This is a genomic window from Pirellulales bacterium (genome assembly GCA_019694435.1).
Lineage (GTDB): Bacteria > Planctomycetota > Planctomycetia > Pirellulales > JAEUIK01 > JAIBBZ01.
Genome location: JAIBBZ010000026.1, coordinates 51,520 through 65,250, shown reverse-complemented (window position 1 = coordinate 65,250; position 13,731 = coordinate 51,520). Strand labels below are relative to the sequence as shown.

Sequence of the window (13,731 nt, the reverse complement as noted above, 5' to 3'; positions counted from 1 at the left end):
GTCCTGACGGTGCCCGAGGCGCGGAACCGCGATCTCGTGGCGCAGATGATGGCGCAGTTTGCGCCCGCGCTGCTGCGTCACCTGCGCCATCCCGACTACCAGCCGTCGAAACCCGATTCGGCGGAGGATTTGCGGCCGCTGCGTCAAGTATGGCTGGCGAACGACACCCACCTCGACATGTTGCATCAACTCGAATACGCCTTCGCGCGGACTCAGCATGGAGGCGCACAGCGGCCAGTGCTGAATGCGCTAGGCCGAGCGTGCGGTTGGCTGTTTCGCGAATCGCAACGGCCGGGGCAGATGGCGGTCATCGTGGCGGCACAGGCGTTGCGCGAAGCGTACACCTTTCCTGCTGAGACGATTCGGCAACAGCACCTTGGCTATCTGCTCGCTTGGCTGGAGACCGACGGCGATTACGCGGCACGATTGACAAATGCCTCTCAAGCAGAGCGTCAATCGACCTCCACCACCCTGGATCCCCAGTTCGAACGCGCAGGTCTCGACGATTGGGTGGCCCGCTGGGGTGCTGCCGCCCGAGTGGGTGAAGCGGCAGATATGCAACGGTGGTCGTCACGAATCGATACGGTGATTCGCGAGGAATTACAGCGGCGTCACGATCTTCTGGTCAACAGCCTCGTCCGCTTGCGATCCGACCCGCGAGCCGTGAACCAAGGTGTGGCGACCCTTGTGCGGGCCACGGTTCAAGAGCAATGGCTCCAATACACGCGACTCGAATTGAATCGCGATGACGAGCTCGATGGACCTGCGTTCTTTCCCGCGGCGGAGACCGATCGACATCCGGCCGCGGCGGCGTCGCGGTACTTGGTGCACCAAGCGGCGGCCGAACTGGTCGAGGGGCTGCTGGTGCACGATGATGCCGAGTTGTTAGCGGAAGCAATCGCCGCGGGGGATGCTTTTCAAGGTAACATCCGGGCCGCCCATGAGGCTAGCGATGGCCGCAGCACGCGCCCTGTCTGGACCATCCAAGATGCTGCCAACCGACAATTGCGCCTCAGGATCGAGAGCCGCGTTTCCGTGGTCGGATTTCCAGAGCGCCACGGGGTGATTACCGGCATCCGTCCCGCAGGAGACGGAACCTTGTTGATCGATGTCGAACTCAAAGGCCGCAAAACCGATCGCCAACCTGGGCCTGGGCTCCATGCCTTTGCACCAACGGACGCACGGTCGCTCGTCGGGCGGTCGGTTGCCTTTGTGACCCGGGCAGCCGACGAGATCTCGCGCACCAAATCACGTCGGGTTTGGCAACAGCAGGGCCCGGGCGCCTGGTTAACCCACGCCGTCCCGGGCACACGTTTTCCGCACCCGGGAGAGGAGGACGAAGCTCCAGAGCCCGATGACGCCCTCGTCGTCGATCAGGCCCTGCGACGCACGCGGGAGGCTACCCCGTGACCTCCCGGGTACAAATTGAGGCCGTTAGTCAACAGGTGGCTGCACAGCTCAGCGAGTTCGTGCGCCGAGGGCGTGGCCTGTGCTTGATCAAGGCCCCGCCTGGGTCGGGCAAGACCTACACCCTGATGCAGGCGGTCGCGGTGGCCGTCGCCCAGGGACGACGGGTGGCCGTCGCCACGCAAACCAATGCCCAGGCCGATGACATCTGTCATCGGCTCAGCCGCGATTATCGCGGCACGCCGGTTTGGCGGTTTGCGGCTGCCGATAGTGCACCTCCCGAGGGGTGGCCCCGAACCGTGTCCTGGATCACTACCGCGCGGGCTCTGCCTGAAACGGCCGGCGTTGTTATCGGCACCACGGCGAAGTGGTCGCTCACCCCATTGACCGCCGCCTTCGATCTGCTCTGCGTGGACGAAGCCTGGCAAATGTGTTGGGCCGATTTCATGCTCCTGCAGCAGGTCGCGCCGCAGTTCGTTTTGATCGGTGATCCAGGCCAGATCCCGCCGGTGGTGGCCATTAAGGTGCACCGCTGGGAGACGTCGCCCCGGGCGCCGCATTTGCCGGCGCCGGAACTGTTGCTTGCCGACCCATCAGTCGAAAAGCTCGCACTCGAATTGCCCGCTTGCCGACGGTTACCCGCCGATTCGGTGGAGCTTGTCCGACCGTTTTATGATTTTGAGTTTGGGGCGTGGGCCGCGCCCGGTGAACGCTATCTTCGCGTGGCGGGTCCTGGGAGCGGCGATCCGCTCGATCGCCTTCTAGGCATGCTGGATGAGGCCACCGCGGCGATCGCCACCTTGAAGACCGCACCTCAAGGGCCGCCACTCGAGCAAGACAACCAAATTGCCGATTTGGCGGCCGCGCTTGCGCAGCGGGCCCTCGTGCGGCAGGCGCAGGTTGCTGACACCGATGACGCAAGACCGGTTCCGCTCCAACCTCAAGATATCGGCATCAGTGCCACCCACCGCGTTCTCAACAGCGCCATGCTCCGCGCCTTGCCCGACGCGCTTCAAGAGTCCCCAGGCGGCATTCGCGTCGATACGCCGGAACGGTGGCAGGGGCTCGAGCGAAAGCTGATGATCGTCGTCCACCCCTTGTCCGGTATCAGCCGACCCTCGGAGTTTGATCTGGAGACGGGGCGGCTGTGCGTGATGGCTTCGCGGCATCGGTCGGCGTTGCTGATCGTCACCCGCGATCACGTTCCGCAGACGCTCGATCGGTATATGCCTCGCGCCGAGCAAGCCCCAGGCCGGCCCGATGTAACGGGACGGGGCCATTGGCAGCATCTTCAGTTCTGGCAGACGCTTGCGGGTGGCGGACGCATTGTGAGTTGTGCGTAAGTCTACTTCACCAAGGGATGCCGATAGGGCTGCTACCGCGATTCGCACCCATCATGGCGTTTTCGAACTATTCTGTTCAGAAAAAAAGGCTGGCTCTCCGACCCAGCATGGTGGCTTGAGGATCGATAATGATCATGTCGGGGAGTTAGTTCAACGCCGCGATAATCCAAGTCGTTCGTCTTGCTGCAGGAGTTCACCGTGGACGATCTTCTCTCCTTCAACTGTGCTCATTGCCGTACAAAGCTTCAAATTGATAGGAAGCACATCGGGCGTCGGGGCAAATGCCCCAAATGCGGCGAAGAGATGCAAATCGAGCCCGCGATTGAGTTGTTGGCAGACGAGGCGCCACCTGCGATTCACTGGAAAACAGACCCGCGGATTCCAGTGTCTATCCGGCAGTCATTGTGTGACGAACATGCTGATTGTTTGCGAATCACCCAGTTTACGGACCAGCAGCTTCGCGCCTTAGACCATTGGGCTTACAGGCTCTATAATCTTGGAAAGCATGAGACAGGCACCATTGAAGAAATAAAATTCAGCGCACACTTGGTCGTTTTGGATGACGGCAGCGAATGGGAAGTGGATGATGACGCCGCATGGATCGTGGACGGCTGGTCGGTCAGAGACCAAGTGGTCATAATCGACGGTGAGATGTGCAACATCACCCACTGTGACAGGGCTGCCGTCTCTAAAGTTGATTAGCAGCCCTCAGTCGTTGGGATGACTGTTAGTCATGCAACTTGGATCGGTCAGTTGGCAGTTGATCAGCGTTCACGCGAAAGCCATGCCGGGTTGCCAAATCGACGATTTTCAGGCCTTGCCGAGCCTGCTTGAGGCTGGGGAGTCGCCCGTTGCGGCGCAACTGTCCCAGCGAGTAAGCCAAGCTTCGCTGCCAGGCTTCGAGATGGCCGTTGACTTTGGCCCAGTGCGATAGCGCTCCCCAATAGGCTGCCGGGAATTTCACCACTTCGTAGATCAGGGCCTTATCTTCGGGCCCTAGCTCGGCCGGCTGCGAAGCATGCTCGCTTTGGCCGGCCAGGGCGTACCGCGCGCCCTTTCTTTCGCCCCATTGCATGATCCGCTCACGTGCGAGCAGTTCGCTCCGCACCACGGTCCAACGCGACTCGGGAAGACTGGTGCGAAACAGGATTTGGGCCCGCTTGAGGGGCTCGCCGGCATCGGCCAGGCATTGAGCGACGAGTTCTAGTTCCGCCTCCGTCGGCGGTGAGGTGTCCGACGATTCTTCCTCGTCATCGGCTTCCTCGAGGAGCTCTTTCCCGTCGGACTCCAGCTCGTGGACCAGGCCGTTTGGCGTGAGCTCGAACTCCGGTTCCTCGCGATCGTCTTCTTCCGTCCCAGGGGGCGGCTCCAGGGCGATGGTGTTCTCCGGTTTTTCGGCGACCTGTTTGCCGAGGGCCTCAAGGCATTCGATGCCGGAAACTTTGCGAAGGACTGTCTGTGCCTGGTTCGGAGCGGCTGCACCCGCGCGCAACGGTTGGATGCCCTGGTGGGTCAGGGAAGCACAGAGCTCGTCGAGGGCCGGAGTCGGACGGGCGTAGAACTGACTGCCGCGGATCCGCAAGAACCGCCAGCCGCAGCGTTCCAGGATTCGCTGACGCTGCATGTCATGGTCCCATCGCTCAGGGCCATGCCACACATCCCCATTGCATTCGATCGCGATTCGCCCGTGGTTATCTTCGACCACGAGATCGATCCGGCGGCCGGCAACCTCGAATTGGGGCAGGACCCGATAGCCGCGTGCCACCAGGGCCTCGGCGACGTCGCGCTCGAATTGACTTTCGCACCGGCTCAAGTCGGTTGTCAACGCAACCATACTCGGATTGTAAAAATATTCCAGCAGCTTACGCCGCATGCAGTTGGGGTTCAGGTCGTCGATGTCGACGCTGTGGAACAGCCAGACTTGATCGCGAGCACGTGACACCGCCACGTTGAACCTCTGACGATAGGTTTCCCGCGTCATGGCGGCGAAACGTCGATCGCCTTCCAAGGCAGCAACCAAGCTCAAGAAGACTACATCCCGCTCGTCGCCCTGGAAGCTGTACGGGTCACCGCACAGCAGCTGCCGCCGCGGGTCTTTGAAGGGCTCAGGACCGACCGCTTCCAGCAGCAGGTGCTCAATCAAGCGGGCCTGTTCTTGACCCTGCAGGCACACCACGCCGAAACTTTTACCGCTGTATTCCGGCTGTTGCAGGCAGGCTTGGACTTGGTGAACAATCGCTGCGGCTTCCGGGCGATTGATCACCTTGGAATCGCGACCCTCCCGATAGCCATCGATGACGCGGCAGACGACCAGTGGGTCGAGTCGCGTGGGCGCGTACTGGCGCAATGGAACCAGCGGCGTGTCCTGGTAACACAAGTCGTTCGAAAAGCGAATAATCTCGGGCACGCAGCGAAAGTGCTCGCGGAGGGTTGTTCGGGTGCCGTAACGAATGGCCGCCTGCTCGAACAAGCTGAACTGCGGCTTCAAGGTTGCGGCGAGCGGATCATCGGCGAGGTGCTGCTGGATCAGCAGTTGCACCTGAGACTGATCGATGAATCCGCCCTCCGGCGAGATCTGCTTGTCATCGCCGACGATGATGCACTGCTTGGCCAAATACTGCAGCAACAAACCCTCGGGTCCCGTCTGGCTGGCCTCATCGACGATCACGACATCGTAGATTTCCGGTTCCATCTCGATCTGCTCGACCACCCGGTGTAAGGGCATGATCCAGGCGGGAATGGCCGAGCGGCATTGCTGCATCTGCTCGCGCGCAGCGCGGCGATTCGATTCGGCGTACTTGCCGGTCCGGCCGAGCTTTTTGACGAGCTTTTCCCAGGCCACCAGTGCCCGCCCCAGGCTGCGATTGGCCTGCAGCCGCACTTGGGTTCCGCGCCAGGTTTTGGCGGCGACTAGATTCTCGGTCGCTTGGGCCAGTTGCGCCTCGGCCGCTTGCCGGGCCGCCGCGGTGCCGGCTTGTGCGAGCTGCGAAACGTGTTGATCCAACCAGTTCCTGGCAAACCGCCATTGCCACGCCTTCCCCAAGTGGTCGAGGCGGTCGCGCAGAGCGGCTCGCGCCTGCGGATCATGGATCGCCGCAACAAGCGGCTTGGCTCCGGCGCGCTGCAGCAGCTCTTCGAACCCGGCGACGGTCTCGGCCCGTTGCTTACGCTCATGCAAAGCGGCCAATTTTTGGAGATGCCGGCCATATGCCGCGGTATCCCCTTGGCGAACATCGGTTGCCAAACGGTCTCGAAATTTGACCAACGACGCTTCGCGGATTGCCTGTTGCACGCGGCTGACCAGTTCGCTGAACCTGTCGCGAACTTGTCGTTCTTCTTGGGCGTGCCTCGCCCGCTCGATCGCTTGCAGAAACAGGTCGGTTTGCGGTCGACCCTGCAGTGGTGGAGGAGCCAGTGACAGCGCCCGCAAGCGGTCCGCCAGCTGCGTGGTCACGTCGACGATTTTGTGGATGGTTTGCAGCTGTTGATGCGCCTGGCGTAAGGCCGTCACCTGGCGGGCGAGGGAGCCATTCGGCGGCGCTTGATGCACCGACCAGTGAGACCAAGTGGCCTCGATCTCGATCAGCAGGCGGAAGTAGTCGCGAGTCGCTTCGAGGGCGGCCGGCGTGTCGGCCAAGCGTCCATTGATGCGGAACTGAGACCAGAGGTAGGCAGTGCGTCGCACTACCTTGGGGCGCAAGATCCAGATGCCCAGGCTACGGCGTTGTGCCAAATGAGCGAGCAGGTCTTCGGCGTCCGCGAGGGCTTGATGGGGAGTGACCCCAGGGGGAAGTTCGTCCACCGCGGGCAAGCTGCGCACCGAAGGCGTGTGGCGCTCAAGCGTTTCGGCCGTATTCTGCGATAGCTCCTGCCAATCGAGTCGGTTCCCGCCGCGCAAATCCGCCAGCGCTTGACGGTGCCAAGGCTCGAGCGCCTCGGACAATTCCAACCAGGCGGCCTGCAGCTGAGTAGCGACGTTCTGCAGAGCAGATAACTCCGCGAGCGGCAACTGCACCAAGTGCTCATGGAGCTCGGAGTTTCCCGTCGCCGTGACGCGAGCCTTGAGACGCACCATTTTGAGGCGATCCACAGCCTGATCGAGTTCCGCGACGGAGGGCAGCACATTCGCGCCGGGGAGTTGCAGGGTCAGCAGCTGTCGGTCTTGCGAAGCTTCGGACCAGAAGCTGAAAAGCTCTTCGAGCTGCGCGGCCGTGAGCGGGCAAATCGGTTGGAGCGGGGCTGATGGAAACCAGTCGTACCGGTCAGCCTCCATGGCCAACTGCTGGGCGAGCGCTTGTGCTTTACCACGATAAGGGGTCGAGGGAATGGTGATCGTGGCTAATTCCGTACGGCGCTGTTCCGCGTCGAGTGTGTGTAGCCGCGCCAGTTCCGCCCGCATTTCACAACGTTGCTTACGATGCACGTCGATCGCTTGGTCGAGTTGCTCCAGTGAGGTGTTCGCTGTGTAACGCAGGATTCCCTGCACGGAGGCTTCCAGGCTCGCCATGGCTTCTTGGTTTTCACCCAGGAGGCTGACGGCGAGTGGTTTGATCTCGGTCGGGAACTTATCCCGGAGCACCTTCAGCGCGCGGGGCGTCTGGCTGGTAACCAAGACTCGCCGGCCCTGGGCGAGAAAATGGCAGACCAAATTCGTAATCGTGTGGCTCTTTCCGGTGCCGGGCGGCCCTTGCACCAAAACCCCCGTACGGCCGCCCAATCGCTCGATGATCTGTTCTTGTTCCCGGTTGTAGGGCAATGGAAATAGAATGCCATCCGACTCGGAGTGGTCCGCGGGGATGGTGGAATCCGCGGCGGTGCTCCGCTGCGACAGGTCCTTGGGGGCATCGTCGCTGGTAACCAGCTCGGCGATGCCGGCTGGCAGCCGGCCTCCGGTGTGGATTTGCTCACTGATTCTCTGTAGGGCAGCCCGCAGGGATCGTCCCATCCGCGGGCGGAGGATGAGCACAGGTGCAAAGCACACCTGGGGAACTTCCGTTACGCGCGTGGGGGGCTCGAGGGCATCTTCATATTGCGCGTCCGAATGCAGGCCATGCACGTACGCAGTCAGCAGCGATCGCAAGTCTGCTCGTTCCCAGGGCGAGCCGAGTTGTTGGATTTGCTCACGAGTACGGTGTTGAAGTTCGATAGCGGGTCGTTCGTCGACTTCCAGCATGTCCTGCTCGAGCGACAGGTTGACACCGTCGACGGAAGGTGACACTCGGAGGCAACCGGAGGTGGCCTCCAGTTCAATGGCCACACTCGCCGTGATCAAAGGATGATAGATCCGCTGGTTGCGCGGGGTGACCCAGGCCAGCAACCCAAAGCCGAACCGCAACTCGTATTGCTCACCACGCCGCAACTGCTCCTGATAGATTTTGAACAGTCGGCTGTAGGCGTCTTGCACGAGCAGCCAATGGCGCTGCTTGGTCTGCCAGGGCAACCACTGGTCTTCGAGGAAACGCTGCCAAGCGGTGAGCACCTCGGGGTGATCGACTAAGCGAAGGTGAGGTGTTGGGAGCGCTTCCTCGCTGTCGCCCGAATCGATCGGCGGCTGCCAGCCGGGATCGGCAATCTCTTCCCGAAGTTGCGGGACCTGGTTCACTTGCTCTAAGGATGAGAGCTCAAGCCACGGTTGGCAGATTTCGGGACAGCGGGGTCGCGCAGGTGGTCGCGGCTTATCTATCCGCAGCCAGGCCTCCTCTTCGTCGTCCGGTGTTTGGGCCTGCGCGAAGCAGTGAGGATCAGCGGGTAGCCGGTGGATCCAGAAAAGGCCGGTCGACGGGCTGATGTCGCGGACAACTTTGGTCCGCATCGCAACCAGATCGGCCAAATAGGCGAACAAGCGAGCGGCACGATCATTGGCAGGACTGGCAACCGGCGACGTCATGAGCGTCCATCTTCAAATTCATCGAAATCTCACGATCCGCAGCGCCCCACGGCACACTTGGAAATCTGAGAGGCAGACAAAGGCCGCAACGGCGTCCTTTCGACTTCCCAATAGTGGCTGATTGTAAACCGGGACTCAAGCTGTCCAATCGCCAACCAGTCAGGGATGCCAAAATCGATGCCTTCGATGCGCGAAACATACTACCGAGGACGCGTTTTCGCCCGGCAGCTCGTATTTGGTGGAGCCGGATACACGGCCGGTATACAACGAGGAATTGGACGGATCAGTGACAAATTTCCGCTGAAAACGCCACCAGGTTGATGGGCTCGCGGACCATCTCAGTACGATCTTGACGAGGCTACCGGCCGAGCAATCTATCGAGCAGTGACACCAGGCCGTCGCTGTTGCCACATCATGCGGACAGGATCGCTGCGTTGACGGCAAAGCGGCCTTCAGTGATCGTCGCGACGGGTGCCGGAATGCCATCTTGCGCTACGGTGGTGTCGCGTAATTGGGCGGATCAGGGAGCGCCGCTTTGGCAGCGTCTTACCCCGTGACCAAAGGTGTCATACGCGTGGCCTAGGTGGACAAACGTTTCGAGGCCTTCCGCGTTTTGCTGTTCTGGAGCGATGGTGCCGGCCGAGAAAGCGGGATCATGTTGTGGGCCGACCCATTCGCACTGGCCGCCTGGAGAACAAGCCCCGCGGAATCGATCGCCCGGATTGCTTGCGTTCGTTGAATGCTCGGATCAAAGTTAATCACGATATTCAGTTTGAAATCGCCGGGCCACACCGCAGAGTCGTGGCTGGAATTGAAGCAATGCAGGTGGGGGCTGCTCCGCATGGCTCGTAACGAACAACTGATTCGGCAACTGAAGCTGCTGCAAATCCTCGAGGAGTCGCGCTATGGTTGTACGCTCGAGGAGCTTCGTGCGGGCTTGCTCGAGCGGCTCGGCCTGTCGTCGCTGTCGACACGCACAGTTCGCCGCGATCTCGAGGCCCTGCAGGCTGCCGGGTTCGATGTCGACACGACGACCTCCGAGGCGCGGGGCACGGTCTGGAAGCTGGGCCGTACATTGCGTCGCTTGCCGGAGCTCTCGGCCACGTGTACGGAGTTGCTGGCCCTCTCGGCCGGACGTGATTTGCTCTTGGCACTCAGCGGCACCCCGTTCGCCCAGGGCATCGAGTCCTTCTGGGAAAAAATCCGCGAGGCCTTGCCCGAACCCGTCTGGAAGCATTTCGAACGCCGCCGTCAAAAGCTGATCGTCCGCACGATACCGCACAAGTCGTACGCCACCAAGGCTGGAATCCTGGCGACGCTCAATCGCGCGATCCTCGAACACCGTCGGGTTGAGATTGCCTATCAGGGGCTGGGGAAACCCCGCCCGATGCCACGGAAGATCGAACCGCTGGGCTTGGCCGTGTACCAAGGCAGCATCTATGCAGTCGCCTCGGCCTGCGATGCGGCGCCCGACGAGCCACCGCGGCACTTCAAGCTGGACCGGATTAGTCGCTCGCAGCTATTGGACGAGCGGTTTGCGCCGCGAGCGTTCGATCTGCAGAGCCATTTCAGCCACAGCGTAGGCGTCTATAAGGCTGCTCGACCGCAGCGGTTTCGGATTCGCTTTTCGGCGCTCGTGGCTCCCTGGGCCAGTGAGACGCCTTGGCATCCGCAGGCCAAGCTCGAGCCGTTGGATGACGGCGGGCTGATGATGACGTTGACGGCCGCTTACGAGGCCGAGATCGTGCCCAAAGTGCTGGGCCTGGGGGCCGAAGTAGAGATCCTGGAGCCGGCCTCAGCTCGACGTGCGGTCGAACAAATCGCTCGACGCATGGTCGCCGTCTACGGAGAGGCGACAGCGCCCATGTCTTGTGATGGCGAGCGGATCGCCGCAGCTCCAGCGAACTGACGGCTCCACTGCGACTGCGGGTGGAGCCGCTTCACCGGAGCACATCACCATCGTTTCGCGCGCGGGCAGTTAAAGAATTGGGGCCGTTGGACCAAATGTGTCACGGCCGCGCAGACAATCGTCTTGCAGGAGCCAAGCAGGGGCCAATCCATGGGCTTCGGCTGAGTTCCGCACCGAACTTCGCGGTGCAAAGAGAGTCCGCGCGGCACGGCATGCTGCCGAATCGAGGCAGTCGGCATCGAGCGTGTCCTCGCGGACCTTCTTTCCATCGCGACAGGCGTCTGCCCAGGAACCCGATCCAACGGGCAGCCACCAGGTGGCAGCTTTGCATCGGCGGTGCCGCGGCTCTGGTCCGAGCCGCGAGCGGCTTCCGGTGCGCGCAGCGGAATCGAACAAGCAATCTTGTCTCCCAGGGGCACCTCAAGATGAACAAACAGATTTGGCTGTGGTTGGCGCTGCTAGGGGCTTGGCCGCAGGCATCGGTCGCTCAAAGCTACCGCCAAAACCTGGTTCTCGACACCGCGTTTGGCTCGAACCCGTTACGCGTGTCCAACGCGTTCATTCGCTATGAGCCCTTTGGGCCGCCCCAGATCCGCTATTGGCAACCAGCGGTCGCCAATACCTGGGGCGAGGTCGTTTACCGCTTCGATTTGCCGTTTGCGGCACGGACCGCTGAACTGTTTGCGCCAGCAAGCGTCTACACCCTGGGCGGACCTGCCAACTTTGACCCGGATGCGGAGGCGCACGTCGAAGTCTCTCTCGACGACGTCCAGTGGCGAACGATCTATTCCGGTGTGCCCGGCAATGTCCCACCGTCACTGCCGATCGACCTGACCGGTTGGATCGACGACGCTACGAGCTTGTATGTGCGGGCCCGGCTGCGGACCTCGACCGACTACGGCGATTTCTCCACCTCGCAATTCATCCGCACGGCGCCGGGTGACGGCGGGTACCTGAAGATCACTGGTGCCGATTCGCCATCCGTCGCCAATTTGGCCGCGGCGGTCAGCCCGCCGGGCTCGAGCCCCGGCTACGACGGGCCGGTGCTCCGCTACGGTTTGACCGATTCGGGTGACGTGGTGGATCTGCCGGACCTCTACGGGGCGCCCACCAGCAGCATGCACGATCCGATGGGTCTGGCATTCGACCGTCACGGCGAACTGTTCGTCGGCAACCGTTTTGGCAACCAACCGGGCGCCGGGAGTATCTCGCGATTCCGCTACAGCGCCGAAGGAATCCGTGTCGAAGGCGCTCCCATCATGGGCAATGGCCTGGAAGCCGTCCACGGCTTGGCGTTCAGCCCGAACGGCGAACTATTCGCGGCCAACTACCTGGCTGGCAGCATCTCGCGATTCACCTTTGACGACCGGGGGGAGGCGATCCCGCATGGCCAGATCACGGGTCTTACGCCCGGCCAGACGATTGGCGTCGCGTTCTCGCCCGCTGGCGAGCTCTTCGTCTCGGAGTACACGCAGGTTCGCCGCTTTATGATCGATCCGCTTACCGGCGAGGCGCTATCCAACGGCGCGTTTCAAGTCCCCGGCGAGCAGAAGCTGCATTTTTTGGAGTTCGATCGGTACGGGCGGCTATTCATCGCCGGCCTGGATTCCAACACGGTCTACCAATACTCGTTTCTCACCAGCGGTGCCCCCAGTCTGCTGAACAGCTTTGCGGTGCCCGAGCCGATTGGCTTGGCCTTCACCGCGGACGGGGAACTGTTGGTCAGCTCGCACGGCAGTGGCGGCATTCACCGTTTCACTTTCGATGTCGGCCGCCACGCCTTGCCCGCCGGGCACATCGAGACGGGCACTCCGCTGGGCGACCTGGCCTTCAACGTCGTTCCCGAGCCGGCTACTTGGGTGTTGGCCGTTAGTGGCGTGGCAGGACTAGCCGCGCTGCGCCGCTGGCGTCGGTGCCATTAGCCGTAACGTGCGCTTTCATTTCGTGCTAGGAGGGGCAACATGTGGCGACGTCCACTGATCTGGGGTTCGTTTGCAGTCAACCTGGCGTTGTTGGGCGTGTTGCTCTGGGGGAGCGGCCGCTGGCGTAGTCGTTCTGCGGAGACTCCGCTGAATGATCCAATCACGCGGACCTATCAGTGGGTCCATGCTCACAAATTGACGCTCGAAGGTCGGGCGTTTCGTGACACGCTAGGCCCGTACGACCGCCTGCCGCAGCGCGCCGAGACACTCGTCCCGCGAAGCGTTTGGCAGCTGGCCCACCAATCGGCGGGAATCTGTGTGCGGTTTCAGACCGACGCGCGCGAGATCGCCGTGCGCTGGCAACTACGCTCCGAGCGGTTGGCGCTGGCCGATATGCCCGCGGCCGCCGTGAGTGGTCTGGATCTTTACGCCCGCGATGCCAAGGGCAAACTGCGCTGGCTGGCCGTGGCTCATCCAACGGGCATCGACAATGCATGCGTGCTGATCGACGCCTTGGATGGATCACTGCGCGAGTACTGGCTCTACCTGCCGCTGTACAACGGGGTCGAGATGTTGCAAATCGGAGTGCCAGCTGAGTCGAGGCTTGAACCGGCATCGCCACGCGCCGCCTTGCCGCTGGTATTCTATGGTACGAGCATCACGCAAGGTCGTTCGGCCAGTCGCCCCGGGATGGCCTACCCGGCAATCTTGGGGCGACTGCTCGATCGCCCTGTGATCAACCTGGGCTTCTCGGGCAGCTGCAAGATGGAGCCCGCCGTGGTTTCGCTGCTCGCCGAGATTGAAGCGGCTGTGTACGTCGTCGATTGTCTACCCAACATGAATGGTGAGCTGGTCCGCCAGCGCACCGAAGGGGTCGTGCGGCAATTGCACGCAGCGCGCCCTGGCGTGCCGCTAGTGCTAGTCGAAGACCGCACGTACCCGGCCGCTGCGTTTCGTGCCGATCTGGCCGAGCACAACCAAGCCAGCCGCGCCGCACTGCGGCAAGTGGTCGAGCGGCTGCAGGCCGAGGGCATCGGGCCGTTGGTGCTGGTCTCGGGTGATGAGCTGCTGCGCGACGATCACGAGGCCTGTGCCGATGGCTCGCATCCGACCGACGTGGGCATGCGGCATATCAGTGAACGACTGCGTCAGGTGCTCGAGGCACAACTCCAAGCCGCTGCTGGCCAGCAGCTCGGCGGCAATGCATTCCGGCAACCCGCTGCCGGAAGCACCGCTACAGTTTCGCTCGTCCGAACCCGTTGA

The 13,731-nt window shown here is 62.2% G+C and carries 7 protein-coding genes; 6 read left to right on the top strand and 1 reads right to left on the bottom strand.

Annotation, left to right across the window (positions count from 1 at the left end; all coding sequences use genetic code 11):
- The first annotated feature begins 36 nt into the window (after positions 1 to 36).
- The 3 genes from K1X74_17410 (at position 37) to K1X74_17400 (ending at position 3,452) form a co-directional block, all read left to right on the top strand.
- Positions 37 to 1,410 (top strand): hypothetical protein, encoded by a 1,374-nt coding sequence (locus K1X74_17410; GenBank protein MBX7168117.1) that lies wholly within the window; start codon positions 37 to 39, stop codon positions 1,408 to 1,410.
- Positions 1,407 to 2,750: an AAA family ATPase gene (locus tag K1X74_17405; GenBank protein ID MBX7168116.1), complete on the top strand. Its 1,344-nt coding sequence runs from the start codon at positions 1,407 to 1,409 to the stop codon at positions 2,748 to 2,750. The genes K1X74_17410 and K1X74_17405 overlap by 4 nt, the downstream gene beginning before the upstream one ends.
- A 198-nt stretch (positions 2,751 to 2,948) precedes the next feature.
- A complete protein-coding gene (locus K1X74_17400; protein MBX7168115.1) occupies positions 2,949 to 3,452 on the top strand; it encodes a hypothetical protein in 504 nt (167 codons plus the stop codon).
- 25 nt (positions 3,453 to 3,477) lie between these two features.
- Here K1X74_17400 and K1X74_17395 read toward each other — a convergent pair whose 3' ends face one another.
- On the bottom strand, positions 3,478 to 8,580 hold the full coding sequence (locus K1X74_17395) for an AAA family ATPase (protein MBX7168114.1): 5,103 nt from the start codon (positions 8,578 to 8,580) through the stop codon (positions 3,478 to 3,480).
- Between the two features lie 898 nt (positions 8,581 to 9,478).
- Between K1X74_17395 and K1X74_17390 the strand changes: the two genes are divergently transcribed.
- The 3 genes from K1X74_17390 to K1X74_17380 all read left to right on the top strand — a co-directional run bounded on the left by K1X74_17390 (position 9,479) and on the right by K1X74_17380 (position 13,731).
- A complete protein-coding gene (locus tag K1X74_17390) occupies positions 9,479 to 10,546 on the top strand; it encodes a transcriptional regulator (GenBank protein ID MBX7168113.1) in 1,068 nt (355 codons plus the stop codon).
- 425 nt (positions 10,547 to 10,971) lie between these two features.
- Complete coding sequence (locus tag K1X74_17385; protein MBX7168112.1) at positions 10,972 to 12,468, top strand: hypothetical protein; 1,497 nt, start codon at positions 10,972 to 10,974, stop codon at positions 12,466 to 12,468.
- Positions 12,469 to 12,507: 39 nt separating this feature from the next.
- Complete coding sequence (locus tag K1X74_17380) at positions 12,508 to 13,731, top strand: SGNH/GDSL hydrolase family protein (GenBank protein ID MBX7168111.1); 1,224 nt, start codon at positions 12,508 to 12,510, stop codon at positions 13,729 to 13,731.

Coding starts and splice junctions, on each gene's coding strand:
- K1X74_17390 (MBX7168113.1), top strand. CDS start 9,479: ATGGCTCGTAACGAACAACTGATTCGGCAACTGAAGCTGCTGCAAATC.
- K1X74_17380 (MBX7168111.1), top strand. CDS start 12,508: ATGTGGCGACGTCCACTGATCTGGGGTTCGTTTGCAGTCAACCTGGCG.
- K1X74_17385 (MBX7168112.1), top strand. CDS start 10,972: ATGAACAAACAGATTTGGCTGTGGTTGGCGCTGCTAGGGGCTTGGCCG.